This window comes from Paracoccus ferrooxidans (genome assembly GCF_029909815.1).
Taxonomy (GTDB): domain Bacteria; phylum Pseudomonadota; class Alphaproteobacteria; order Rhodobacterales; family Rhodobacteraceae; genus Paracoccus; species Paracoccus versutus.
On record NZ_CP038201.1, the window covers coordinates 159,089 to 182,225 of the forward strand.

Sequence of the window (23,137 nt, forward strand, 5' to 3'; positions counted from 1 at the left end):
AGTTAATAGCTCGGAAACTTTCGCGGACAGAACAGGTCAAGATGAACAAAGCCCAACCGCTCCTTCTCGGCGTCAGCGTCCTTGCCGTCGCGGCGACCAGCGCCTTTGCCCAGGACCAGCAGGATCCCCGCCAGACCTTCATGGGGGCGATCGTGCTGGATACCGTCACGATCGAGGGGTTCGAAAACCCCAGCGCGCCCCTGGAGGGCACGGTCGCGCATTCATCGGCCACGACCAAGACCGGCCGGCCGATCCTCGAGACGCAATCCTCGGTCTCGGTCGTGCCCCGCGCCCAGATCGAAGAGCAGGGCGCGACGAACCTGGCCGAGGCGCTGAGCTATTCCGCCGGCGTCGTGACCGAGAACTACGGCGGCGATCCGCGTTTCGACAGCCTGTTCCTGCGCGGCTTCAACCTGGAGAACGACAAGTTCCTGGACGGGTTGCGGCTGATGCGCTCGACCCAGTTCCCGACCAGCGCCCCGGCGTTCGAGCTTTACGGGCTGGAGCGGGTCGAGGTGCTGCGTGGCCCGGCCTCGGTGCTTTATGGGGCCGGCACGCCGGCGGGCCTGGTCAACATGGTGCAAAAGCGCGCCCAGGCCGATGGCGATTTCACCGAGCTGGGGTTCAGCCTGGACAGCAAGGGCTCGGCCTCGGCTTTCGGCGATGCGAACCGGGTGGTCGACGACCGCTTCGCCTATCGCATCACCGCCAAGGGCGGCAATGACAAGACCGATGTCGAGGAAATCGACAACAAGCGCGCCTATCTGGGCCTGTCGGCCAGCTTTGCGCTGAGCGAGGCGACCGAGCTGGAACTGATGGCCAGCTATCACGACGACGCGCCGATCTCGCCCACGGGCGTGCCGAACGAACTGGTCGGCCTGGTCGATGCCAAGGATCTGCGCGAGTTCTATTTCGGCGACGATTCGGTCAATTTCAGCGACCGCAAGATGGCCACGCTCGGCTTTGGCCTGACGCATGATTTCGGCAATGGCTGGCGGCTGAACAACACCTTCCGCTATACCGATTTCGACTGGGATTACGACGGCATCTACCTGAACCCGCTGGTCGGCGGCACCCTGGTCGGACGCGGCGTCATCAACCAGCGGGAAAGCTTCCGCACCATCGCCACCGACCTGCGGCTGGCGGGCCGCGTCACCTCGGGCGCGATGACGCATGACCTGACCTTCGGCGTCGATGCGCAGAAGCTGAAGGAGCGCGCCTATACCGGCTTTTCCACCGTTTCCCCCATCGACTATGCCGCGCCGTCCTATGGCAGCGTCACCGTGGAGGCGCCCTGGTATACGGCGAACAAATCCGTCGATGCGCGGCAGATCGGCATCTATGCGCTGGACGAGATCGAATATGGCAACTGGCGCGCGACCGCCGGGCTGCGCCATGAATGGACCCGGCAAAGCGGCCAGAGCGCGACGAATTACGGCACCACCGACTATGCCCGCGACGACCAGCAGCTGACCGGCCATCTGGGACTGGGCTATCTTTGGGACAACGGCGTTTCGGTCTATGCCGCCTATTCGACCTCGTATCTGCCGCAGCCCGGCTTCGACATCGACAACAACCCGCTGAAGCCGACCCATGGCAAGCAGGTCGAACTTGGCGCCAAATACGAACCCACCGCCTTCGACGGGCTGTTCACCGCGGCGCTTTACGACCTGCGCGAGACCGACCGCAACACCACCGTCACCGAGGAGATCGGCGGGCGGCCGATCACCGGCACCCGCCAGATCGGCGAGGCGCGCATCCGCGGGCTGGAACTGGAGGGCGTGGCCGAACTGGCCGAGGGCTGGTCGCTGAAGGGCGCCTACACCTATGCCTCGACCGAGATTTCGGGCGACAACGATGGCAACGAGCTGGCGAACACCCCGCGCCACGCCGCCAGCCTGTGGCTGTCGCACGAATTCCAGTCCGGCGCGATGCAGGGATTGCAACTGGGCGGCGGTATCCGCCATATCGGCTCTCGCTGGTCCTCGGACGCGAATACGCAGCGGCTCGAGGCGGTGACGCTGGTGGACCTGGGCGCAAGCTACGAATGGGAAAACGGCATCGTCGGCCGGCTGAACATCAACAACGTGACGGACGAGACCTATATTTCGGCCGTCGGGCTGAACTCCAGCTATTATGGCGACGGACGAACCGTGCAGGCAAGCTTGACGCGTAAATGGTGACACTGTCCGGCAAGGGATTGACGCGACGCGCCCTTCTGGCTGCCGCCTGTGCGGCGGCCGGCGGGGCGCTGCCGGCTTTCGCGGCGCAGGGGATGCGGCTGGCGGCGGTGGACTGGGCCATGGCCGAGACGGCGATGGCGCTGGGCCATGCGCCCGTCGCCCTGGCGGAGCTGATTGCCTTTCGCGACGCCGCGGTGGCGCAGCCGCCGCGCGCGACCGTGGACCTGGGCCTGCGCGGGGCGCCCAATCTCGAGGCGCTGAGCCTTGTCGCGCCCGACCTGATCCTGTCCTCGAGCTATTACAGCGCCATCGAGCCGCGGCTGGCGCGCATCGCGCCGGTCTTTACCCGCGCGCTTTACGTCCCCGGCGAGCCGGCCTTTCCCAAGGTGATGGCGCTGCTGGGGGACCTGGCCGGGCGGCTGGGCGACGCCGCTGCCGGGACGCGGGTCCAGGCCGCCGCCGCGGCCGAGTTCGCCATGCTGGCCGGCCGCGCGGCGCCCCATGCCGGGCGCGCCTGCCTGCTGTTCGAGCTGGGCGATTCCCGCCATATCCGCATCTTCGGCACCGACAGCCTGTTCGGCGGCGCGCTGGAGGCGATGGGGATGCGCAATGCCTGGGCCGGGGGCACCCGCTTTGCCTTTGCCGCGCCCATCCCGCTGGAGCGGCTGGCCGAATATCCCGAGGCCCGGCTGGTGGTGGCCGGTGCGATACCGGTCCAGGTCGAACGCGCGCTGCGCTCGGCGGCGCTGTGGAACAGCCTGCCGCCGGTCAGGGCGGGGCGGGTGCATCGCCTGCCGGAACTGCGGCCCTTTGCCGGCATCCCCTCGGCCCTGCGCTTCGGCCACGAGCTTGTCGCCGCGCTGGAGGGCCGGGGATGAATCGCATGATCCTTGTCGGGGGCGCGGTGGCGGCGCTGGCGCTTTGGACGATTGCCGCGCTGTCGGCCCTGCCGCTGGCCGAATGGCCGGCCTTGCCCTGGCGGATCGACGGGATGTCGGTCGGGCAGATCCTGCTGGCCTATGGGCTGATGCCGCGCGGGGTGCTGGCGCTGCTGGCCGGCGCGGCGCTGGGGTTGGCGGGGGCGCTGATGCAGGCGGTGCTGCGCAACCCGCTGGCCGATCCGACGACGCTGGGCACCGCCTCGGGCGCGCAGCTGGCCATCGTCGCGGCCACGATCCATGCGCCCGGCTGGCTGGCCGGGGGCAACCTGCCGGTGGCGCTGGCGGGGGCGGGGGCCGCGACCTTCCTGGTCATGGCGCTGGGCTCGCGGCGGGGGTTCGCCCCGGTGACGGTGACGATCGCGGGGATGCTGGTGGGGCTGATGGCCTCGGCCTTGGCGACGGCGATGACGCTGGCGCAGGGGCATTACCTGCTGTCGCTGGTGATGTGGAACGGCGGGGCGCTGGCGCAGGTGGACTGGTCGGGCAGCCGGAACATGGCGCTGGCGCTGGTGCCGGCGCTGGCCGCCGCCGCGGCGCTGGCCCGGCCGCTGATGGTGATGTCGCTGGGCCCCGAGGGCGCGCATGGGCTGGGCCTGCGGCTGGCGCCGCTGCGCTTTGCCACCCTGCTGCTGGCGGTCGCGCTGTCGGCCATGGTCTCGGCCCAGGTCGGGCTGGTGGGCTTCGTCGGCCTGGCCGCCCCCGCCATCGTGCGCAGCCTGGGCGCGCGGACGCTGCTGCAGCGGCTGATGCTGGCGCCGCTGGCGGGGGCGCTGGTGCTGTCGCTGGCCGACGGGCTGTTGCTGGCGCTGGCGGCGGCGGGCGGCCCCAGCCTGCCCACCGGGGCGCTGACCGGGCTGATCGGCGGGCCGCTGCTGATCTGGCTGCTGCCGCGGATGAAGGCGCAGGTGCCCCAGCAGACCGAGGCGGGCGACCGCCGCGGCCACCGCGCCCCGCGGCCCGCACGGCTGCTGGCGGGGCTGGCCGCGGCCTGCCTGGCGCTGGGCCTGCTGACCCTGTTCGGCGGGCGCGGGCCGGAGGGCTGGGGCTTCATCGCCCCGGAACTGCGCGAGACCTTCCTGCCGCTGCGCGCCACCGCGATCCTTGCCGCGGCCTCGGCCGGGGCGCTGCTGGCCGGGGCGGGGGCGATCCTGCAGCGGCTGACCGCGAACCCGATGGCCGCGCCCGAGGTGCTGGGCGTGACCGGCGGCGCCTCGCTGGGCTATGCGGTCACGGTCATGGCCGTGGACGGCGCGGGGCCGCTGATGCTGGCGCTGGGAACCTCGGCCGGGGGCGCGCTGGCGCTGGCCGGGCTGGCGGGATTCGCCATGCGCGCCGACCTGGCGCCGGCGCGGCTGCTGCTGGCGGGGCTGGCCATCGGGGCGCTGGCCTCGGCCGTGCTGGGGGCGATCATGGCCTCGGACGACCGGCGGGCCTGGGTGATCCTGGGCTGGCTGGCGGGCAGCGCCTCGCAGGTCTTGGCCCTGGGCGCCGCCGCGCTGGCCGGGCTGGCGCTGGCGTTGCTGGCCGTGCTGGTGGCCTCGGCCCGCGTGCTGGAAATCCTGCCGCTGGGCACCGAGGTCGGCCGCGCGCTGGGCCTGCCGCTGGCGCGGGTGCGGCTGGGGCTGATCCTGCTGGCGGGGCTGGCCACCGGGGCGGCGACCATGCTGGTCGGCCCGGTCAGCTTCGTCGGGCTGATGGCGCCGCACCTGGCCCGCGCCATGGGCCTGGCCCGCGCCGTGCCCTTCTGCACCGGCAGCTGGCTTTTGGGCGCGGTGCTGATGCTGCTGGCGGCCTTCGGCGCGCGCACGGCAAGCTATCCCTACGACCTGCCGCTGGGCCTGTTCGCCACGCTGATCGGCACGCCCTGGCTGTTCATCCTGCTGATGAAAAGGACATCCGCATGACGCTGTTCACCCTGTCGGGCGTCACCTATGACGTGCCGGGCCGCCGGCTGATCGAAAGGCTGGACCTGACGATCCGCCCCGGCATGGTCACGGCGCTGATCGGGCGCAACGGCTCGGGCAAGTCGACGCTGCTGAAGCTGATCTCGGGGCAGAACCGGCCCTCGGCCGGGCGCATCGCCTATGCCGGGCGCGACCTGGCGGATTGGGCGCCGCGCGAGCTGGCCCGCGACCTGGCCTATCTGCCGCAGGTCACGCCCCCCGCCGAGGGGATGCTGGTCGAGGAGCTGGTGGCGCTTGGCCGCTTTCCCTGGCGCGGCGGGCTGGGCCGCTTTCGCGCCGAGGACCACGCCGCCGTCGATGCCGCGATCCGGCGCTGCAGCGTCGGCCACCTGCGCCACCGCCTGGTCGATACCCTGTCGGGGGGCGAGCGCCAGCGCAGCTGGATCGCGATGATGCTGGCGCAGGGCGCGCGCACCTTGCTGCTGGACGAGCCGATCTCGGCCCTGGACGTGGCCCACCAGGTCGAGGTGCTGGACCTGGTCCATGGCATGTGCCGCGACGAGGGGTTTTCGGCCATCGTCGTGCTGCACGACCTGAACATGGCCGCGCGCTATTGCGACCATGTGGTCGCGCTGGGGGCGGGCCGGCTGCTGCTGGACGGTCCCATCGGCGCCCTGATGACACCCGAGGCGCTGCTGAGTATCTATGGCCTGCCGATGCATGTCGCCGCGCATGAAGGCCATGCCTTTGCGCTGCCGCGCTGAGACCCGGAAAGGAAGACGGAATGCTGCGCAAGTTTCTGGCCTATTACAAACCGCACCGCCGGCTGTTCTGGCTGGATTTCGGCTCGGCCGTGGTCTCGGGGCTTCTGGAGCTGTCCTTCCCGCTGGCGATCACGCTGTTCATCGACCACCTGCTGCCGATGGGCGACTGGTCGCTGACCATCGCCGCCGCCATCGGCCTGCTGGCCGTCTATGCCTTCAACACCATGTTGATGGGCATCGTGATCTATTGGGGCCACATGCTGGGGATCGAGATCGAGACCGAGATGCGCGCCCGCGCATTCAGCCACCTGACGCGCCTGTCCTGGCGCTGGTACGACCGCGCCCGCACCGGCAAGCTGGTCGCCCGCGTCACCCGCGACCTGGAAGAGATCGGCGAGGTCGCCCATCACGGCCCCGAAGACCTGTTCATCGCGGTGATGACCTTTGTCGGCGCCCTGGTGCTGATGGTCATGCTGCATCCCACGCTGGCGCTGGTGACGGCGGGGATCGTGCCGCTGACCGTCTGGCTGGTCGTGGTCTATGGCACGCGGATGACCAACACCTGGCGCCAGATCTATGCCCGCGTCGGCAATTTCAACGTCCGGCTGGAAGAGGCGATCGGCGGCATCCGCGTCGTGCAGGCCTTTGCCAACGAGGCGCATGAGGAGCGGCTGTTCGAAAAGGACAACCGCGCCTATCGCGCGACCAAGCTGGACGCCTATCGGATCATGGCGCTGTCCAGCGCCATCCACTACATGGGCCTGCGCTTCGTGCAGGTGGTGGTCATGGTCGCGGGCGCGGGCTTCGTGCTGCAGGGCAGCCTGACGACCGGCGGTTTCGTGGGCTTCCTGCTGCTGGTCGGCGTCTTCTTCCGCCCGCTGGAAAAGATCGCCGCGGTGATCGAGACCTATCCGCGCGGCATCGCCGGCTTTCGCCGCTACCTGGAGCTGCTGGAGACCGAGGCCGAGATCGCCGACGCGCCGGATGCGATCCCCGCGCCCGTGCTGAAGGGGAACGTCGTCTTCGAAGACGTCTCCTTCGGCTATGACAGCACCCGCCCGGTGCTGCGCGGCATCTCGCTGGAGGTGAAGGCGGGCGAGACGGTGGCCTTCGTCGGCCCCTCGGGCGCGGGCAAGACGACGCTGCTGGCGCTGGTGCCGCGTTTCTATGAACCCGACGGGGGGCGGATCAGCATCGACGGGCTGCCCCTGGACGCGATGACGCTGGACAGCCTGCGCGGCCAGATCGGCATCGTCAGCCAGGACGTGTTCCTGTTCGGCACCACCCTGCGCGAGAACATCGCCTATGGCCGGCTGGGCGCCAGCGACGACGAGATCATGGCCGCCGCCGCCAAGGCCCAGCTGGGCCCGCTGATCGCCGGCCTGCCCGAGGGGCTGGACACGCTGGTCGGCGAACGCGGCGTCATGCTGTCGGGCGGGCAGAAGCAGCGCGTCGCCATCGCCCGCGCCTTCCTGAAGAACCCGCCGATCCTGATCCTGGACGAGGCGACCTCGGCCCTGGACCGCGAGACCGAGCGCGAGATCCAGGCGGCGCTGGAGGCGCTGTCGGCCGGGCGCACCACGCTGGTCATCGCGCATCGGCTGGGCACCATCCGCAACGCCGACCGCATCGTGGTGATGGAGGACGGCCAGCTGCGCGAGGCAGGCGACCACCACGGGCTGATCTCGCAGGGCGGGCTTTACGCCCGGCTGGCCAGCTGAGAAGAAGGAGGAGGCCATGACCCGCAATGTCGTCGCCCTGGGTCGCCTGTCTTGCGTCCGTTGGGACGCGATCGAGGATTTCGCCCGCACCCTGTCCGAGTTCTGCAAGGTCCATGTCACCCCCGACCATGTGCTGACGGCAGACCTGGGGGCCGGCGGGATCGAGCTTCGCTGGGCCGGCAACGAGGCCGCGGTCCGGCTGGAGGCGGCGCTGGAACCCGGCCTGCAGAACCTGCGCGACACGCTGGCGCATATGCTGGACACGGTGCGCGAGGGCCTGTCGGCGAACCTGCGCTGGGAGGCGGGGGGCGACCTGGCGGGCCGCCTGCCGCCGAATTTCCGCCTGGGGCGCGTGCGCAGCGCCCGGCGGATCGCGCCGCGCTTCATCCGCCTGCGCATCGAGGCCGAGGACCTGGCCTATCTCAACCAGACCGGGCTGCATCTGCGGCTGTTGCAGCCCAGGGATCCCGAGAACCCGGTCTGGCCCCGCCTGCTGGCGAACGGGCGCACCGGCTGGCCCGGCGGCGCGCATCTGCACATGCCGGTCTATACCATCCGCGCCATCGACCCCGGCGCCGGCTGGCTGGACGTCGACGTCTTCCTGCACGGCAACGGCCCGACCTGCGCCTGGGCGCAGGAGGTCCGGCCCGGCGCGGCGGTGGGGCTGACCGGGCCGGGCGGCGGCTGGCTGCCGCAGGGCCGGCACCTTTGCCTGGGCGGCGTCGAGACCGCCCTGCCGGTCATCGCCCGCATCCTGGAACAGGCGGCGCCCGACAGCCGCGGGCTTGCCCTGATCGAGATCGAGGACGCGCAGGACATCCAGCCCATCGCCGCGCCCGCGGGGGTGGAGCTGGTCTGGCTGGTCCGCAACCGCCGCGATCCCGGCCTGCGCGACACGCTGACCCGCTCGGCCGCGCGGGCCTATGCCGCCGACCCCGCAAGCCGAGATCCTGTTCGGCGGCGAAAAGGCCGATGCGCTGGCCATCCGGGCGGCGCTGCGCGAGGCCTTCGGCCGCCTGCCCGCCACCGTCTCGACCAGCGCCTATTGGTCGCGCACCGCCTGACCGGCGCGGCGAAAGGCCCCGCGGGGCGGGCCGGCGCGGCCTATCGCGCGGCGGCGGCCTGCGCCACCTCGACGAAGTCCCGCACCTGCCTGGAGCGGTTCGAGCGTTTCCAGGCAAGCACGGTGCGGTTGCGGAAAAGCGGGTGCATGATCTGCCGCACCTCGACGTTGGAGCCCAGAAAGCCGATCAGGCTTTCGGGATAGATCGTCACGCCCAGCCCGGCCGCGACCAGGCCGATCAGGGCCAATGTGTTGGACGCCTCCAGCGTCACGTTCAGCGAGATGCCCTCGGCGCTGAACAGGTTGTTCAGCCGCCAGCGATATTCGTCCCATTCATGCGTGTCGCCCAGGATCATCTCTTGCCCGGCCAGGTCGGCCGGGGTGACGGCCGGCAGCCGCAACAGCGCATGGCCGCGGGGCGTCACCACATAAAGCGGGTCCAGGGAAAGCTGGACCGTCTGGTAGTCGGAATGATCGAAGGGCCCGATCATGTAGCCCAGGTCGATCTCGTCATTGGCCAGGGCGATCTTTTGCCCCTGGGTCCGGATATAGCGGATCCTCAGGTCGATATGGGGATGGCGGCGCTGGAACCCGGCGACGGCCAGGGGCATCAGCTCGGTCGCAGCAAAGGCCATGTAGCCGACGGTCAGCGCGCCCAGCTTGCCCGCGGCGATGCGCCGGGCCAGCTGGACCGAGGATTCGTAGCGCTGCAGAAGATGGGCGTTGTCTTCATAGAAGCTGCGGCCGGCCTGGGTCAGCCTGACCTCTCGGGTGGTGCGCTCCAGCAGGCGAAAGCCCAGCACCGATTCAAGCTTCTGGATCCGGCGGCTCAGCGCGGACTGGTCCAGGTTCAGCCGCTCGGCCGTGCGGCGGAAGTTCAGTTCCTCGGCCAGGGTGATGAAGGAATGGACACTCTCGATGCCCTGGAGATCGTGCAAGCGGCCACCTTCCCAGATTGATGCAAACGGCGCATGAATAAATGCTGACACGCCATTTCCCTTGCGTCAAGCATGGCCGGATTATGGCCATCAGAGCGACGGATCACCAGTCCTGCGGGGGCTGGGGCGGCTCGTAAACCAGGGCCCGCGAAGGCGGCCTTGCATCAATGGCACAAGGAAAGACCGATCATGAGCGAAGTCGACACCAAGGAACTGGACCGTCTGCTGCAAGAGGCGTTCGACACGGCCACGAAACTGTATCAGGAGCGCGGCTTCCAGCGCCGCGTGGGCTTTGGCAAGCGTCCGGCGCTGGTCAGCGTCGATCTGGCGAATGCCTGGACCCGTCCGGGCAACCCCTTCACCTGCGACCAGGAGAAGATGGACGGCGAGATCATCCCCGGCATGCAGAAGCTGCTGAAGGCCTTCCGCGCCGCCGGCCTGCCCGTGGTCCATGTCACCACCGCCTATGAGATCACCGACCGCAATGCCGATTTCACCGACATGGGGCTGTGGCACAACAAGATCCCGGTCGATGTCGTCGACCTGGCCAAGCCGGAGCTTTGGGCCATCGACAGCCGCATCGCCCCGGTCGAGGGCGAATACACGCTGCTGAAAAAGCGCGCCTCGTCCTTCCACGGCACGGAACTGGCGGGCATCCTGCGGGCCAACAACGTGGACACCATCCTTGTCACCGGCGTGACCGCCTGCGCCTGCGTGCGCCAGACCATCTGCGACGGCATCGCCGACGGCTTCCGCACCATCGCGGTCAAGGAATGCATCGGCGACCGCGTGCCGGGCGCCGTGGCCTGGAACCTGTTCGACATCGACGCGAAGTTCGGCGACGTCCACACGGTGGACGAATGCGTGGCCTATATCGACGGGCTTGCGGCGCAAAAGATCGCCGCCGAATAATCCCCACGCGGCGCCCGGAAACGGGCGCCGTTTTCATTCCGGTCGCCAAGAACCACACATGAATTCCAAAGGGAGCTTCGCATGACACAAACTGCCGAATCCGATCCCGCCACCCTGAGAAAGGTGACGACCGCCGCGGTCGCGGGCACGGTGATCGAATGGTTTGACTTCGCCATCTACGGCTTCATGGCCCCGATCCTGGCCGTGACCTTCTTTCCCGAAGGCGACGACCTGGTCGGGCTGTTGCAGACCTTCGCCATCTTCGCGATTTCCTTTGCGCTTCGCCCCATCGGCGGGGCCTATTTCGGCATGATGGGCGATCGGGTGGGCCGCAAGCGCGTCCTGGCCCTGACGGTGCTGCTGATGTCGATCGCGACCGTCGCCATCGGCCTGCTGCCCAGCTATCAGGCGATCGGCATCTGGGCGCCGATCCTGCTGACGGTGGCCCGCTGCGTGCAGGGGTTTTCCGCCGGCGGCGAATATGCCGGGGCCGTCACCTATGTCATCGAACATGCGCCGGCGCATCAGCGGTCGCGCTATTCCAGCTACATGCCCGCCTCGACCTTCGCCTCGTTCGCGCTGGCGGCGATGTGTTCCTATCTGCTGACGGCAAGCCTGACGACCGAGCAGATGCACAGCTGGGGCTGGCGCGTGCCGTTCCTGATCGCGGCGCCCCTGGGGCTGGTCGCCCTTTATATCCGGCATCGGCTGGACGAGAGCCCGCTGTTCCAGAAGATCATGGATGCGCCCGCGCCCGAACATGCCCCGCTGCGCCAGACCCTGCGCGAGCAATGGCTGCCCATGCTGCGGCTTGGCTGCTACATCAGCCTGACGGCGCTGTCCTTCTACATCTTCTCGACCTATATGACGAGCTTCCTGCGCACGGTCGTCGGAATGCCCGCAGACAAGGTGCTGCTGAGCAATGTCATCGCGCTGAGCGCCGCGGCCCTGGCCGCCCCCCTGATCGGCAAGGTCTGCGACCGGGTCGGACGGCGCCCGACCATGGCGGTTTCGGCGCTGCTTCTGGGTTGCCTTGCCATCCCGGCCTATCAGGTGGCATCCGACGGGACCATCGGCTCGGCCGTATCCGCGCAGCTGATGCTGGCGCTTGGCGCGGTGACGGCGAATGTGGTGACGGCCGTGCTGCTATGCGAGGTCTTCCCGACCCGCGTGCGCTATACCGCCTCGGCCGTCACCTACAACGTGGCCTATGCCGTCTTCGGGGGCACCGCGCCTTTCGTCGCCACCTGGCTGATCGCATCGACCGGAGACCGCCTGGCCCCGGCGATCTACATCACCGTGATCGCGGTCATCGCCTTCATCGTGACGCTGATTTCGCCCGAAACGGCGGGGCGTCCGTTCCGGGGGATCAACCGCTCGGCCGAGGACGCCACGATCGAGCATGGCCGCGTGAAATCCCCGGCCTGAGAGCCTTGCGGCGGTGCCGATGGTGCCGCCGCATCATTTTGCCGGAAGCGAGCGGAAGTGTGCTTTCCGCTCGCGACCGTTTCCGGGCGCGCGCTTCGCGATCCCCAAGGTGCGGCATCCCGGCGGCCCGGAGAGGAGCGCGAGATGCATTCCGAGGCTCTCGGGCCTGGTCGTCGGGACAAGGACGCCCTGAGCTATTGCGGCCCGAACGGCGGCGGCTACGGCGATCCGCTGAGCCGGCCGCCGCGACAAGGTGCTGGAGGACGTGCTGGGCGGCTATTGCTCGGCTGACCATGCCCGGAGGGTCTATGGCGTCGCAATCGGCCTCGACGCCGAGACGGTCGATCCTGCTGCGACGGAAAAGCTGCGCGGCGATGCGCAAGCCGAACAGGGGCCGCGCAAAGCGGCCCCTTGCGCATGGAAAACCCGGTGCGGCTGGTCCGGGCGCAATGGTCCCCACTCACTCGGCCAACCTGATCCCGGCGGCCCTGGCCCTCGTCACCCTGACGCCCAGGCCCTTCATCGGTCGCGGCGGCGTGGATCAAGGCGCCGCCTTTCCGTGGTCAGGAATTTTCTTCTCAAAAGAGGGTAGATTTTGGAATGTAAAACCCGACAAAGATGATAGATATTTAAGGGAAGGAGAAAGCCATGATTCGCACGTTACTTCTTCCCGGCCTTGACGGTTCGCCCGCACCGCATTGGCAGCATTGGTGGGCGCAAACCGATCCGCATGCGGTGATCGTCGAGCAGGGCTCGTGGTCGCGGCCCTGCCCGGACCAATGGCTGACCGAGATCGCCGGCGCCCTGCTGCGCCATCCCGGCGCGGTCCTGGTCGGGCATTCGCTGGGCGCCATCGCGGCGGTCAAGCTCTTGCTGCAATGGCCGCAGCTTCAGGCAGGCGGGGCGCTGCTGGTCGCGCCGGCGGAACCCGGCCGCCATCCGCGCACCGCCATCTTCGGCAAGATACCCGAAGGCCCGCTGCCGGTTCCGGCGATCGTGGTGGCCAGCCGGAACGACCCCTGGATGGAGCACGAGCGGGCAAGCACCCTTGCCCGTGCCTGGCGCGCAGCCTTCGTCGACCTGGGGGATGCCGGACATGTCAACGTGGCGGCGGGCTATGGTCCCTGGCCCCAGGGCCGCCAGTTGCGCGCGCTGCTGCCCCGGACCGAGACCCGGCCGGCGGGGTTGCGCCTGCCGCCCCGGCCGGCGCCGGGACGACGCGCCTTGCCCGAACGGCCGGCGCTATGACCCGGCAAGGATCGCAATCCAGAAGCGAAAGGACGAACCGATGTATGGCTTTGCCTATGATCCGGGCTTCATCGCCTTTCTGCCGCAAGACGGCGAAGCCCTGCCCGAGCAGCAGGAAAGCCGGCTGGGACAGGCGCTGGCCGTGTTCTGGTCGCTGGCCTTCCTTTGCCTGATGGTGTTGTGATGGACGGCCAGTTTCCGCGGGACGGCAGCCGCCACGTCATCATCGTCGGCGGCGGGGCCAGCGGTGTGCTGGCGGCCGCGCATCTGCTGCGTGCCAATCCCCTGCTGCGCATCAGCATGATCGAGAAGGCGCAGACCCTGGGATGCGGCATCGCCTATGCGACCGAGAACCCGGACCACCTGCTGAACACCCGCGTCCACAACATGAGCGCATTTCCCGACGATCCGGGGCATTTCCTGCGCTGGCTGCACGATTCGGCCGAGGCGCCGGCCGCCACGCCCGATTGCTTCGCCAGCCGGGCGGCCTATGGCCGATACCTGGAGGGCCTGCTGGCGGCCTGGGGTCGGGATCGCCTGACCTGCCACCGCCGGGAATGCCTGCGGGTCGAGGAAAGCCGCGGCTGCGTGCGCGCGCATCTGGACGACGGCAGCGCGATCACCGGGCATCTGGCGATCCTCGCCACCGGCCATGCGGTTCCGCAGCACCCGCCGCAGGGCATGCGCGGGGCCTGGGACTTCGGCCCTCCGGCCGATCTTGGGGCGGAGGTGGCGATCATCGGCACCGGCCTGTCGATGGTGGACCATGTCGTCTCGCTGCTGGGGCGCGGGCATCGCGGGCGCATCACCTGCCTGTCGCGGCGCGGGCTCTTGCCGCGCGCCCATGCCGCCGGCCATGCCCTTGCCATTGCGCGCGACGAGATCCCGCTGGGTGCGCCGGTCGGCCGCCTGCTGGCCTGGCTGCGCGCGCGCATCCGAGAGGCCGAGGCCGGGGGGCTGGACTGGCGCGATGTCATCGACGGCTTGCGCCCGCATGTCAGCGCCATCTGGCAGGGCTGGGACGAGGACAGCCGGCGCCGCTTCCTGCGCCACGGCGCCGCGTGGTGGGAAGTGCATCGCCACCGCATGCCGCCGCAATCCGCGGCGATGATCGCCGAGGCCGAGGCGCGGGGCCAGCTGCACGTGCTGAAGGCCGGTTCGAGCGCCTGGCCGGCGACCGCGTGCATGTGCTGACGCCGCAAGGTCCGCTGCGGCTGCCGGCCGATCATGTCATCGACTGCCGCGGCATCCGGCGCGATCCCGAAACCGACAGCGCGCCGGTGGTGCTGGACCTGCTGGCGACCGGGCAGGGGCGGCTGGACCGCCTGCGGCTGGGGCTGGACACCACCGCCGAGGCGCAGCTGATCGCCCGCGACGGCCGCGTCTCGCGGCGGCTGTTCGCCATCGGCCCCTGCGCCCGCGGCGCGCTGTGGGAGATCACGGCGATCCCGGACATCCGGCTGCAATGCGCCCGCCTGGCCGGGTTGCTGGACCGGCTGCCCCAAGAAGCCCTGGGTTGAACCCCGTGCCCCGTTCGCCGGCGGTCGCCACCCGCCGGCGAACGGGCAAGCGGCTGATTTTCCTTGGCCTTCTTTATCGGCAAGAATACTCGATTGATCACATCGACAATATCGTTATTCTTTCCGTCGAATCCCTGGACGCGAAGAAGGCGAAACCATGCAGGATCTGGACCTGATCGACCGCAAGATCGTGGCGGAACTGATGCGGGATGCAACCTTGCCGATCGCGCAGATCGCCGAAAAGGTGGGCCTGTCGCAAACCCCCTGCTGGAAGCGGATACAGAAGCTCGAGGCGCAGGGCGTGCTGACCGGGCGGGTGGCGCTGGCCGATCCCGTCAAGCTGGGCTTCGGCATCCTGGTCTTTGTCGAGATCGAGGCGCCGGTCCATTCGCCGGAATGGCGCGACGCGTTCACCCGCGCCGTCGCCGGCCTGCCCGAGATCATGGAGGTCTATCGCATGGCCGGGCGCATGGATTACCTGCTGCGCGTGGCGGTGCCGGACATGACCGCCTTCGACCTGTTCTACAAACGACTGACGGATGCCGTGCCGATCAAGAACGTCACCTCGCATTTTTCGATGGAGCGCATCCGGTTCAGCACCGCCTATCCGGTGGACACCCGCAACCGCTGAACCGCGGCGAAGGGGAATCGGGGAGCGCATCCCATTCGCCTCGGGGGCGGATAATTCACTATAAAATCTATAAAGTTTATCGTGTAAAATGGGGCCGGATGTGCTATGCTGACGGGGCAGCGCAATCCCTGTGCAGCCCGTTTGGAGGACGTGAAATGACCCGCAAACCGAGCAATCGCGACGTGAAACTGGCCATTTTCAAGGAACGTCAGACGCTGAAGGCGGCGGCGGATGTTCTGGACGACCGCGACGCGGTCGAAGCGAAGCAGCTTGAGATCGTTCCCCAACCCCGGACCTGGGAACAGCATTACGACGCTCTTGGCAGATAATTCGGCCATGGGACGGCGGGTCGCCCCGCCGTCCCCCTGCGAACCGGCGGCCGGGGTCCGGCAAGGACATGGACCCCGGCCGTTGCCGTTTTCGGGGGCGGCGGGTCACTCGGCCGCCAGGGGGCGTTCGGGATCGTCCGCCGCGATCCCGCCGTCGATGCGGATGATCCGGTCGGTCATGGCCAGCGTCGTCTCGCGATGGGCGATGACGATGCGCGTCATGCCCAGCCGGCGGATGGCGAGGTTGATGATTTCCTCGTTGGTGCTGTCGAGGTGGCTGGTCGCCTCGTCCATGAGCAGGACCGAGGGCCGGCGATAGAGCGCGCGGGCCAGCACGATGCGCTGCTTCTGCCCGCCCGAAAGCGTGCTGCCCATGTCGCCGACCAGCGTCTCGTATCCCATCGGCATGGCGCGGATCTCGTCATGGATGGCGGCCATGCCGGCGGCGCGCTCCAGATCCTCGGCCGAGACCTGGGACGCGAAGCCGGTGATATTGTCGATGATCGAGCCGGCGAACAGCCGATCCTCCTGCAACACGCAGCCGACGCGGCTGCGATACGCCGCAAGGCCGATGGCGTCCAGCGGAACGCCGTCGATCAGCACCTGGCCCGAGCCGGGCCGGGCCAGCCCGGCCAGCACCTTCAGCAGCGTGGTCTTGCCCGCGCCCGAGGGCCCGGCGATGCCGACGCATTCGCCCGCCTCGATGCGCAGGCCGATGCCCTTCAGCACCTCGGGGTCGTTGTCGGCATAGCGAAAGCGCACCTCGCGCATCTCGAGCCGGGCGGGCTTTGCCGACGGGGGCGGGGCGGCAAGGGGGCGGCGCGCCTCTTCCTCGGGCTCGGCCATGGCGATGTCGGCGATGCGTTCGCCGTGCAGCGCCAGCATGCGGAATTGCAGCACGGTGTCGATGAAGCTGTTGATGCGGTCGGCGAACTGGTCCTTGTAGGCCAGGACGGCCACGAACATGCCGACCGTCATGGCCGAGTCGATGATCGCCATCACCCCGAAATAGATGATCAGCAGCCGGTCGATGCCAAAGATCGAGGCCGCGCCCGACCGGAAATAGACGTCGAACTTCTGGACCCGCAGCTCGGCGTTCAGGCGCTCGACCAGGTGGTTGATCCAGGTGCCCTGGCGGCGCGATTCCAGGTTCAGCACCTTCACGCTGCCGATCCCGCGCACCGATTCCATGAAATGCGTGTTTTCCTGCGCGGCATGGACGATGGCCTCTTCGGACATGCGGCGATAGATGCCCCAGGTCGAAAGGCGCAGGACCGCGTAAAGCCCCACCCCCAGCAGCGCCAGCCACAAGAGCCAGCCGCCATAGAGCCACATCATCGCGATCAGCGCCAGCGACATCACCCCGTCCAGCAGCGCCGTCACCGCCGATGCGGTCACGGTGCGCTGGATCGAATCCAGGGACCCGAAGCGCGAGACGATGTCGCCGACATGGCGCTTTTCGTAATAGGCCAGGGGCAGGCGCATCAGGTGGTCGAACAGCCCCACCTTCCATTGCAGGGCCAGGCCCGAGCCTGTCAGCAGGGTGATCCAGCTGCGCGCGAAGCTTGCCGCGACCTGTAATATCAGCAGGAAGGCCAGCGCGATGACCAGGATGGTCAGCAGGTCGCGGTCGGCCGCCACCACCACCTCGTCCAGGATCAGCTGGAAGCCGATGGGCATGGCGATCACGGTGATCTCCAGCAGCAGCGAAACCGCCAGCACCTGCGCCACCGCGGCGCCGATGCCGCGCGTGCGCCGGATCATGTCCAGGATGCTGATCCGCACCGTCTCGTCGCGCCGGGCGAAGCCGTCGGTCGGCCATGCCTCCAGCGCGATGCCGGTGAATTTCCGCGACACCTCGGCCATCGGCACCTTGCGCCGGCCGATGGCGGGATCGTGGATGGTGATGCCGCGCGCGCCGACGCGGGTCAGCACCACGAAATGGTTGTGGTCCCAATGCAGCACGCAGGGCAGGCGCAACCGGGACAGATCCTCCAGATCCAGCCGCAGGGCGCGGGTCGCCAGGTGCAGCGCCTCGCCGATGCCGGCCAGATCCTTCAGCGTCGTGCCCTTCATCGAGGCCGAGAAGCGCCGCCGGATCGCGGGCAGGTCCATCCGGTGGCCGTGATGGCCGGCGACCATGGCCAGGCAGGCCAGGCCGCATTCGGCCGCCTCGCTTTGCAGGATGACCGGCGTGGCCCCGAAAAGGCGCGCGTTCAGCCGCTGGGGCAGGGCCTGCGTCATCCCGCACCGCCGGAAACGGCGCCCCGCAAGCCGTAGAGCGGTTCGAGGATCCATTGATACAGCGGCCGGGTCTCGACCAGCAGATGCGCCTCGACCTCCATGCCGGCCTGCAAGGGCTGCGCCTGGCCATAGGCGTTCACATGCGGCAGCCTGGGCTGGACGGTGACGCGGTAAAGCACCGGCGCGTCCTGGTTGTCGCGGCGCAGCTCTCCCAGCCCCTCGGGGCCCAGGCTGGCGCGCGAGATCACCGTGACCTCGCCCGGATATTGCCCGAACTTCTGATAGGGGAAGGCCCGATAGCGCAGCAGGACCGGCATGCCTTCGCGCACGAAGCCGATGGCCGATCCCGGCGCCAGCAGCTGCGCGACCAGCGGGCGGTTCTGCGGCACGATGGTCAGAAGCGGTGCCCCCGCCGTCACCGTCTGCCCGGCCAGCGTGATGATCCCGGTCACGGTGCCGTCGCGCGGGGCGGTGACGGCGACCTCGCGCCTCGCCTCGCTTTCCGAGATCTGCTGGTCGATGTCGAGGATCTGGCGCCGGATCTCGGCCGCCTGCGCCTGGGATTGCAGGTCGAAGGCGGCGATCTGGGCCTGCAGGTCGTTTACCCGGCTTTCCGCCTGCACCCTTTCGCGCCGCAAGGCGGGCAGCTGCGCGCGCTCGGCATAGAACACGCGCAGGCGCTGTTCGTATTCGGCCGAGACGGCGACCCCGCGCGCCAGCAGGTCTTTCTGCCGCTCGGCGAAACCGGAAAACTCGCGCACCGTCGCCTCGAGCAATTGCAACTGCTCGTCGATCTGCGGGATTTCACGCTGAAGGTCGGCCAGCCGGGCCTGGATCGCCCGCTTCTCCAGCGCCCGCATCCGCCTGTCCCGTTCCAGCGTCCGGGTCAGTTCGACCCGCTTGCCGGCCAGGATCTCGGACACCGCGTCCTGGGTGGGGCCAAGCGCGGTGGTGACGTCGATGCTGAGCGTGTAGAGCACGTCGCCGCGCCGCACCTGCTGGCCCTCGCCGACGCGAAGCTCGGTGACCCAGCCCGATTGCGGGGCGGTGACGCGGGTCAGCCCGTCCTGCGGCAGGATCATCCCGCCGACCCGGACGCGGCGGGTGTAATCGGCAAAGGTGACGAACAGCACCATCGCAACCACGAAGGCAATCGAGAACAGGGCAAAGGCGACGATCGGGATGCGAGAGATCACCACCGGGCGCCCCAGCCACGCCTGGGCGCGCGCATGCAGCGATTCCGGCCGGAACAAGGGTGCCATTCGTCAGTTCACCGCTGGTTGATGCCGCCGCGCCTTGGGGCGGGCGGCACCTGTCATGCCGGAACCGGCAGCGGGCCCGGAATCGGCCCCGGTCCAGGATCGGGGGCCGGCATGGTGGGAAAGCGCGGCCAGGGCCGCGGCGGCGGCACGATCGGCCGGCGCGGGCGCTGTTCGGGCGGCGGAACCCCGTCGAGGCCGCCGCCGGCGATCCGCCCCAGCATGTCGTCGGGGATGAGGGTCAGGGTCATGTCGGGTCTCTCCCATATCGGCCGCGTTGCGTTCCCAAGGGTCGCAGCGCAAGGCGCCGGTGTCATTAGTGCGGATGTGCTATGTCGGCGCCCGTCCGATGCGCTAGACTGGGGATGAAGGGGGGGAGGCCGAGCATGCCGGACAGCGCGCGGGACCGCATCGTTCTGGCGGACGACCATCCGGTCTTTCGCGACGGGCTGCGCCGGATCATCCTGGGCATCGACCCGACCGTCGCCATCGCCGAGGCCGCCAGTTTCGAGCAGGTGCTGCAACGCGCGCGCGACGGCGCGGCCCCCGACGCCTTCATCCTGGACCTGGTCTTTCCGGGCTTCGAGCCGTGCCAGTCGCTTTCCCTGCTGCGGCGGGAGTTTCCGGCAAGCTCGATCATCATGGTCTCGATGATGGACGACGGCGCCACCATCCAGCGGCTGATGCAGGCCGGGGCGGACGGGTTCGTCGGCAAGTCGCTGCCGGCCGAGGCGATGGCGCAGGCGATCCAGGCCATCCGCGCGGGCGAGCCGGTGATCGCCACCGCCGCCGCCGGCTGCGGGCCCGAGGTCGGGCCGGACGAGCCGTCGATCCTGGACCGGCTGACGCCGCGGCAGGTCGAGGTTCTTCGCCATCTCTCGGCCGGCTGCTCGAACAAGGAAATCGCCCGCAACCTGGGAATTTCGCCCTTTACCGTGCGCATCCACGTCTCGGGCGTGCTGCGCGCGCTGGGCGTGCAGACGCGGGCGGCGGCGGCGGCCAGGGCCGCGGCGGCGGGCCTGCCCGGCAGCTGAGGGTCAGGCCGCTGGGCCGGCGAATTTCTGCGCCATCAGCGCCGCGCGCAGCCTGGCGGGATGCACGGGCTTCGGCAGGATCGGCAGCGACTTGTCCGGCAGCTCGTCGGCGATATGCGCGGCGTCGTGGCCGGACATGATGATCGCCGGGACCGGCCGGCCCAGGGCCGCGCGGATGCGCTGGATGCATTCGCCGCCGGTCCCGTCCTCCAGATCCTGGTCGGCCAGGATCAGGTCGCAATCGCGCGGCAGGGCATGGGCCGATGCCTCGTCCTCGACGATGCAGCCCCAGCTTTCCAGGATGCGGCGGGTGGCGCCCCGGACCTCGTCATGGTCCTCGACCAGCAGGATCCGCATCCCGGCCAGCGCCGTGGCGGGCGCCGCCACCGGGGCGGGCGCGGCCGCGACCTCCTGCGTCGGCTCCAGCCCGGAAATCTCGATCGTCGTGCCATGGCCGGGCACCGAGTCCAGCGCGACCTGCAATCCCAGCAGCCTTGCCATCCTGACGACGATGGGCAGGCCCAGCCCGATCCCCTCGCGCGTGCGGCGATGGCGGGGGCTGCGATAGAACTCTTCGAAGATGCGGGCCTGTTCCTCGGGCTCGATGCCCGGCCCGCTGTCGCAGATCAGGACCGAGACCTGCCCGCCCCGCCGCCGGCACCCGATCACCACCTTGCGCCCCGGCGCGTATTTCACCGCGTTCGACACGAGATTGCCCAGCATCACCGCCAGGATCGCCCGGTCGGTGCGCACCGACAGCCCACTGTCCACGACCCGCAGCGTCACCCCCGCCTTGTGCGCGGCGTCGCCGTGCTGGTCCGCCACATCGCGCAAAAGCGGCCCCAGCGCCACGACCTGCGGCCTGGGCACGATCCGCCCGCTGTCCAGCGTGGACACGTCCAGGAGCGAGCGGAACAGCGCCGACACCCCGTTCAGCGCCCGGTCGATGCTGTCCACCATCCTGGCCTGGTCCTGGTTCAGCCCCGACCGTTTCAGGCAAGAGGTGAACAGGCCGATGGCATGGATCGGCTGGCGCAGGTCGTGGCTGGCCTGGGCCAGGAAGCGCGATTTCGCCAGGTCGGCGCGCAAAGCCTCGTCATGGGCCCGGCGCAGCGCCGAGATCAGCGTATGGGCATAGGCCGGGACGACCAGCGCCATCAGCGCCACGGTGATCAGGAAATAGGGCAGCTCGCGCCAATACGGGCTGAACAGCCCGACGCCCAGCACGCTGAGCTGCGACAGCGCCATGGCGATCAGCAGGTAGCGGCGGCCATAGCGGATGCCATAGCCGATGGTGATCCACAGCAGCACCACGAAGACCGGCGTCATGGTCTGTCCCGCCACGCCGATCAGGAAGGCGGTGTTGCCGTAGTCCAGCGCCATCGCCAGGGCGCGCCGCCAGTGGCGCACCCCCGGCCTGGCCCGCGCCGACCAGTGGATGAACAGCGCGATGGCGAAAAGCTGCACCATCTCGAGCAGCAGGATGCCCTCGAGCGGCGGCCCGATCACGTCAAGCGCGATCAGCAGCCCGATATAAAGGGCGACGATCCCCGCCAGGGTCAGGCGGACGTTGCTTTGCCGCTGCTCGGTTTCGGCAAAGAACTCGTCGGATCTTGCGGGATGGGCGGGATGGGGCAGCCAGGCTGTCTTCATGCGGTCTCCGGTCCGGCGCCGCGGGCAGCGCCTGGGCAGGTTCCGGCCGATAGTCCATCTGAGCTAGATGCCTGATCCGGCCCGATCCCCAAGATTGATGGGGGGCACATGCCCCGTCAAGACAGGAGAGGACACCATGACCACTGTTCAACACCAGAGCCGGGATCTGCGTGAGCTGACTTCCGCCGAACTCGATGCCGTGGGCGGCGCCTGGAGCATCGGCTCGTCCGGGGACGGCGGCATCTCGTTCGAGATCGGCAATTACAGCGGCACGGTCTGGACCGACGGCGCGGCGATCGGGACGACCAGGAACGGCCAGTATCAGGTCACCTATTACCGCTGGTGAGCACCATGGAGCGTGACACCGCAAACACCCGCACCGGCTGGCGCGAACTCGGCGGCGACGAGGCCGCGCTGGTCGCGGGCGGCAGGTCCGAGGGCGGCTGCATCAAGCCGGTCAAGCTGCCCGGCATCCCGCAAACCCAAGCAAAGTGAGGCATGACCATGCGCGAACTGAATGACACCGAACAGGGGCTGATCTCGGGCGGCAGCGGCGCGTCCGGCGACGGCGGCTTCGGCTATGGCCAGGTTCCGGGGTTCGACCTGGAAGGACCGAGGGGGCCAAACTACACCCATTCCTTCGGCAATGGCTGGAGCCTGACCTTTGGCTCCACCACCGACAGGTCGGCCCAGGGGATCGGGGTGCGCTATGTCTGGAAGTGACCCCGCGCCGCGCCCCGGCCCGCGGGCGCTCGACCCCGACCAGCTGAAGCTGGTCGCGGGCGGCGTGACCGAGGGACCGGACGGCAAGGGTTGCACGGAACCCCGCAAGGGCACGCTGGCGCAGCATTGACGAAAGGACGGCCCCGGTTCCGGCCGGGGCCTTCGCCGACAGCGTGCTGCGGTCCCCGGCGAGCTGCATCCCGCTGAGCCAGGCGGATGCCCCAGGCCGGGGAAAGGCCGCGCGGGGCAGAGGGGTCTGGGATGCCGGCGCGTTCATCATGATGCCGCGGTGGCGCCGCGGCATCATGCCCGGCGATATGACGCTCGACGACTATGGCGCCCGCCGCCGCCATTATCCGCAGAAGCTGGCCGCGCCGGTTCCATCAGCCCTTCCGAAAGCTGCGCACGAACCGGAAGATCGCGAAGCCGGCCGCGACGGCATAGAGAAAACCGCCGATGAACATGATGCCGTAGATGGCGGCGAAGAGGTCGCGGTCATGCTCGTAGGTATGAGGCTCCAGCGTCGCGGAAAAGACGAACATCGCGATGAGATAGCCGATGGCATAGCCCAGCAGCCCACATGCGGGCACAAGCGCGACCAGCCCGACGAGGAGAAGCGCGATCTTTTTCAGCATGGCGCGC

Annotated in this window: 24 protein-coding genes and 1 pseudogene; 19 read left to right on the forward strand and 6 right to left on the reverse strand. The window is 69.1% G+C overall.

Annotated elements, in window-relative coordinates; translation table 11 throughout:
• Positions 1 to 41 precede the first annotated feature (41 nt).
• The 6 genes and pseudogenes from E3U26_RS13790 to E3U26_RS13815 form a co-directional block, all read left to right on the forward strand.
• Complete coding sequence (locus tag E3U26_RS13790) at positions 42 to 2,183, forward strand: TonB-dependent receptor (protein ID WP_499106206.1); 2,142 nt, start codon at positions 42 to 44, stop codon at positions 2,181 to 2,183.
• Positions 2,177 to 3,061: an ABC transporter substrate-binding protein gene (locus E3U26_RS13795; RefSeq protein WP_140848107.1), complete on the forward strand. Its 885-nt coding sequence runs from the start codon at positions 2,177 to 2,179 to the stop codon at positions 3,059 to 3,061. The genes E3U26_RS13790 and E3U26_RS13795 overlap by 7 nt, the downstream gene beginning before the upstream one ends.
• A complete protein-coding gene (gene fhuB, locus E3U26_RS13800; protein ID WP_499106207.1) occupies positions 3,058 to 5,028 on the forward strand; it encodes an iron ABC transporter permease in 1,971 nt (656 codons plus the stop codon). Before E3U26_RS13795 ends, fhuB begins: the two co-directional genes overlap by 4 nt.
• The gene (locus E3U26_RS13805; RefSeq protein ID WP_499106208.1) at positions 5,025 to 5,792 is read left to right on the forward strand and encodes an ABC transporter ATP-binding protein; all 768 of its coding nucleotides are present in this window, start codon (positions 5,025 to 5,027) and stop codon (positions 5,790 to 5,792) included. Before fhuB ends, E3U26_RS13805 begins: the two co-directional genes overlap by 4 nt.
• A 20-nt stretch (positions 5,793 to 5,812) precedes the next feature.
• Positions 5,813 to 7,513, forward strand: a complete 1,701-nt coding sequence (locus E3U26_RS13810; protein ID WP_036750518.1) for an ABC transporter ATP-binding protein — start codon at positions 5,813 to 5,815, stop codon at positions 7,511 to 7,513.
• A 253-nt stretch (positions 7,514 to 7,766) separates the two neighbouring features.
• Positions 7,767 to 8,363: pseudogene (locus E3U26_RS13815) on the forward strand (siderophore-interacting protein); the annotation flags it as partial.
• Positions 8,364 to 8,617: 254 nt separating this feature from the next.
• Here the strand turns inward: E3U26_RS13815 and E3U26_RS13820 are convergent.
• A complete protein-coding gene (locus E3U26_RS13820; protein WP_036750525.1) occupies positions 8,618 to 9,514 on the reverse strand; it encodes a LysR family transcriptional regulator in 897 nt (298 codons plus the stop codon).
• 189 nt (positions 9,515 to 9,703) lie between these two features.
• Between E3U26_RS13820 and E3U26_RS13825 the strand changes: the two genes are divergently transcribed.
• The 8 genes from E3U26_RS13825 (at position 9,704) to E3U26_RS13860 (ending at position 15,582) form a co-directional block, all read left to right on the forward strand.
• A complete protein-coding gene (locus E3U26_RS13825; RefSeq protein WP_036750528.1) occupies positions 9,704 to 10,426 on the forward strand; it encodes an isochorismatase family protein in 723 nt (240 codons plus the stop codon).
• An 81-nt stretch (positions 10,427 to 10,507) separates the two neighbouring features.
• Positions 10,508 to 11,854, forward strand: a complete 1,347-nt coding sequence (locus E3U26_RS13830) for an MFS transporter (protein WP_072461826.1) — start codon at positions 10,508 to 10,510, stop codon at positions 11,852 to 11,854.
• Positions 11,855 to 12,502: 648 nt separating this feature from the next.
• Entirely contained in the window at positions 12,503 to 13,102 is a 600-nt protein-coding gene (locus E3U26_RS13835; protein ID WP_499106209.1) for an RBBP9/YdeN family alpha/beta hydrolase, read from the forward strand.
• Between the two features lie 40 nt (positions 13,103 to 13,142).
• On the forward strand, positions 13,143 to 13,286 hold the full coding sequence (locus E3U26_RS13840) for a hypothetical protein (RefSeq protein WP_214274954.1): 144 nt from the start codon (positions 13,143 to 13,145) through the stop codon (positions 13,284 to 13,286).
• A complete protein-coding gene (locus E3U26_RS13845; protein ID WP_499106210.1) occupies positions 13,286 to 14,296 on the forward strand; it encodes an FAD/NAD(P)-binding protein in 1,011 nt (336 codons plus the stop codon). The genes E3U26_RS13840 and E3U26_RS13845 overlap by 1 nt, the downstream gene beginning before the upstream one ends.
• A complete protein-coding gene (locus E3U26_RS13850) occupies positions 14,284 to 14,622 on the forward strand; it encodes a hypothetical protein (protein WP_499106211.1) in 339 nt (112 codons plus the stop codon). The genes E3U26_RS13845 and E3U26_RS13850 overlap by 13 nt, the downstream gene beginning before the upstream one ends.
• 157 nt (positions 14,623 to 14,779) lie before the next feature.
• The gene (locus E3U26_RS13855) at positions 14,780 to 15,253 is read left to right on the forward strand and encodes an Lrp/AsnC family transcriptional regulator (RefSeq protein ID WP_036750536.1); all 474 of its coding nucleotides are present in this window, start codon (positions 14,780 to 14,782) and stop codon (positions 15,251 to 15,253) included.
• A 155-nt stretch (positions 15,254 to 15,408) separates the two neighbouring features.
• On the forward strand, positions 15,409 to 15,582 hold the full coding sequence (locus tag E3U26_RS13860; RefSeq protein WP_175562328.1) for a hypothetical protein: 174 nt from the start codon (positions 15,409 to 15,411) through the stop codon (positions 15,580 to 15,582).
• A gap of 105 nt (positions 15,583 to 15,687) precedes the next feature.
• On the opposite strand, the gene E3U26_RS13865 is transcribed toward E3U26_RS13860, so the two are convergent.
• The 3 genes from E3U26_RS13865 to E3U26_RS13875 are packed head-to-tail and all read right to left on the reverse strand — an operon-like array spanning position 15,688 to position 19,336.
• The gene (locus tag E3U26_RS13865; RefSeq protein WP_499106212.1) at positions 15,688 to 17,826 is read right to left on the reverse strand and encodes a peptidase domain-containing ABC transporter; all 2,139 of its coding nucleotides are present in this window, start codon (positions 17,824 to 17,826) and stop codon (positions 15,688 to 15,690) included.
• Entirely contained in the window at positions 17,823 to 19,088 is a 1,266-nt protein-coding gene (locus tag E3U26_RS13870; RefSeq protein WP_083539071.1) for an HlyD family secretion protein, read from the reverse strand. The genes E3U26_RS13865 and E3U26_RS13870 overlap by 4 nt, the downstream gene beginning before the upstream one ends.
• Before the next feature lie 53 nt (positions 19,089 to 19,141).
• The gene (locus tag E3U26_RS13875; RefSeq protein ID WP_072461831.1) at positions 19,142 to 19,336 is read right to left on the reverse strand and encodes a hypothetical protein; all 195 of its coding nucleotides are present in this window, start codon (positions 19,334 to 19,336) and stop codon (positions 19,142 to 19,144) included.
• Between the two features lie 135 nt (positions 19,337 to 19,471).
• Here E3U26_RS13875 and E3U26_RS13880 point away from each other — a divergent pair, with 135 nt between their 5' ends.
• Positions 19,472 to 20,119 carry a transcriptional regulator gene (locus tag E3U26_RS13880; protein ID WP_499106213.1) on the forward strand — a complete coding sequence of 216 codons (648 nt, stop codon included), beginning with the start codon at positions 19,472 to 19,474 and terminating at the stop codon, positions 20,117 to 20,119.
• Positions 20,120 to 20,122: 3 nt separating this feature from the next.
• Here E3U26_RS13880 and E3U26_RS13885 read toward each other — a convergent pair whose 3' ends face one another.
• Positions 20,123 to 21,772, reverse strand: coding sequence for an ATP-binding response regulator (locus E3U26_RS13885; protein WP_449043913.1), 1,650 nt, complete (start codon positions 21,770 to 21,772; stop codon positions 20,123 to 20,125).
• A 136-nt stretch (positions 21,773 to 21,908) separates the two neighbouring features.
• Here E3U26_RS13885 and E3U26_RS13890 point away from each other — a divergent pair, with 136 nt between their 5' ends.
• From E3U26_RS13890 to E3U26_RS13905, 4 genes are read left to right on the forward strand one after another with little or no spacing between them, the layout of a single operon-like run.
• On the forward strand, positions 21,909 to 22,118 hold the full coding sequence (locus E3U26_RS13890) for a hypothetical protein (protein ID WP_072461833.1): 210 nt from the start codon (positions 21,909 to 21,911) through the stop codon (positions 22,116 to 22,118).
• Between the two features lie 5 nt (positions 22,119 to 22,123).
• A complete protein-coding gene (locus E3U26_RS13895; RefSeq protein WP_157034051.1) occupies positions 22,124 to 22,267 on the forward strand; it encodes a hypothetical protein in 144 nt (47 codons plus the stop codon).
• Positions 22,268 to 22,276: 9 nt separating this feature from the next.
• The gene (locus tag E3U26_RS13900; protein ID WP_139293939.1) at positions 22,277 to 22,495 is read left to right on the forward strand and encodes a hypothetical protein; all 219 of its coding nucleotides are present in this window, start codon (positions 22,277 to 22,279) and stop codon (positions 22,493 to 22,495) included.
• Positions 22,482 to 22,625, forward strand: coding sequence for a hypothetical protein (locus E3U26_RS13905; protein WP_157034052.1), 144 nt, complete (start codon positions 22,482 to 22,484; stop codon positions 22,623 to 22,625). Before E3U26_RS13900 ends, E3U26_RS13905 begins: the two co-directional genes overlap by 14 nt.
• 253 nt (positions 22,626 to 22,878) lie before the next feature.
• Here E3U26_RS13905 and E3U26_RS13910 read toward each other — a convergent pair whose 3' ends face one another.
• Positions 22,879 to 23,130 carry a hypothetical protein gene (locus E3U26_RS13910; RefSeq protein ID WP_499106214.1) on the reverse strand — a complete coding sequence of 84 codons (252 nt, stop codon included), beginning with the start codon at positions 23,128 to 23,130 and terminating at the stop codon, positions 22,879 to 22,881.
• Between the last annotated feature and the right edge of the window lie 7 nt (positions 23,131 to 23,137).

Excerpts from the sequence above, each read along its gene's own strand:
- E3U26_RS13875 (WP_072461831.1), bottom strand. The coding sequence starts at position 19,336 with ATGACCCTGACCCTCATCCCCGACGACATGCTGGGGCGGATCGCCGGC.
- E3U26_RS13890 (WP_072461833.1), top strand. The coding sequence starts at position 21,909 with ATGACCACTGTTCAACACCAGAGCCGGGATCTGCGTGAGCTGACTTCC.
- E3U26_RS13825 (WP_036750528.1), top strand. The coding sequence starts at position 9,704 with ATGAGCGAAGTCGACACCAAGGAACTGGACCGTCTGCTGCAAGAGGCG.
- E3U26_RS13810 (WP_036750518.1), top strand. The coding sequence starts at position 5,813 with ATGCTGCGCAAGTTTCTGGCCTATTACAAACCGCACCGCCGGCTGTTC.
- E3U26_RS13845 (WP_499106210.1), top strand. The coding sequence starts at position 13,286 with ATGGACGGCCAGTTTCCGCGGGACGGCAGCCGCCACGTCATCATCGTC.
- E3U26_RS13880 (WP_499106213.1), top strand. The coding sequence starts at position 19,472 with ATGCCGGACAGCGCGCGGGACCGCATCGTTCTGGCGGACGACCATCCG.
- E3U26_RS13885 (WP_449043913.1), bottom strand. The coding sequence starts at position 21,772 with ATGAAGACAGCCTGGCTGCCCCATCCCGCCCATCCCGCAAGATCCGAC.
- E3U26_RS13870 (WP_083539071.1), bottom strand. The coding sequence starts at position 19,088 with ATGGCACCCTTGTTCCGGCCGGAATCGCTGCATGCGCGCGCCCAGGCG.
- E3U26_RS13840 (WP_214274954.1), top strand. The coding sequence starts at position 13,143 with ATGTATGGCTTTGCCTATGATCCGGGCTTCATCGCCTTTCTGCCGCAA.
- E3U26_RS13830 (WP_072461826.1), top strand. The coding sequence starts at position 10,508 with ATGACACAAACTGCCGAATCCGATCCCGCCACCCTGAGAAAGGTGACG.
- E3U26_RS13910 (WP_499106214.1), bottom strand. The coding sequence starts at position 23,130 with ATGCTGAAAAAGATCGCGCTTCTCCTCGTCGGGCTGGTCGCGCTTGTG.
- E3U26_RS13860 (WP_175562328.1), top strand. The coding sequence starts at position 15,409 with ATGACCCGCAAACCGAGCAATCGCGACGTGAAACTGGCCATTTTCAAG.
- E3U26_RS13905 (WP_157034052.1), top strand. The coding sequence starts at position 22,482 with ATGTCTGGAAGTGACCCCGCGCCGCGCCCCGGCCCGCGGGCGCTCGAC.
- E3U26_RS13790 (WP_499106206.1), top strand. The coding sequence starts at position 42 with ATGAACAAAGCCCAACCGCTCCTTCTCGGCGTCAGCGTCCTTGCCGTC.
- E3U26_RS13795 (WP_140848107.1), top strand. The coding sequence starts at position 2,177 with ATGGTGACACTGTCCGGCAAGGGATTGACGCGACGCGCCCTTCTGGCT.
- fhuB (WP_499106207.1), top strand. The coding sequence starts at position 3,058 with ATGAATCGCATGATCCTTGTCGGGGGCGCGGTGGCGGCGCTGGCGCTT.
- E3U26_RS13900 (WP_139293939.1), top strand. The coding sequence starts at position 22,277 with ATGCGCGAACTGAATGACACCGAACAGGGGCTGATCTCGGGCGGCAGC.
- E3U26_RS13895 (WP_157034051.1), top strand. The coding sequence starts at position 22,124 with ATGGAGCGTGACACCGCAAACACCCGCACCGGCTGGCGCGAACTCGGC.
- E3U26_RS13855 (WP_036750536.1), top strand. The coding sequence starts at position 14,780 with ATGCAGGATCTGGACCTGATCGACCGCAAGATCGTGGCGGAACTGATG.
- E3U26_RS13865 (WP_499106212.1), bottom strand. The coding sequence starts at position 17,826 with ATGACGCAGGCCCTGCCCCAGCGGCTGAACGCGCGCCTTTTCGGGGCC.
- E3U26_RS13805 (WP_499106208.1), top strand. The coding sequence starts at position 5,025 with ATGACGCTGTTCACCCTGTCGGGCGTCACCTATGACGTGCCGGGCCGC.
- E3U26_RS13835 (WP_499106209.1), top strand. The coding sequence starts at position 12,503 with ATGATTCGCACGTTACTTCTTCCCGGCCTTGACGGTTCGCCCGCACCG.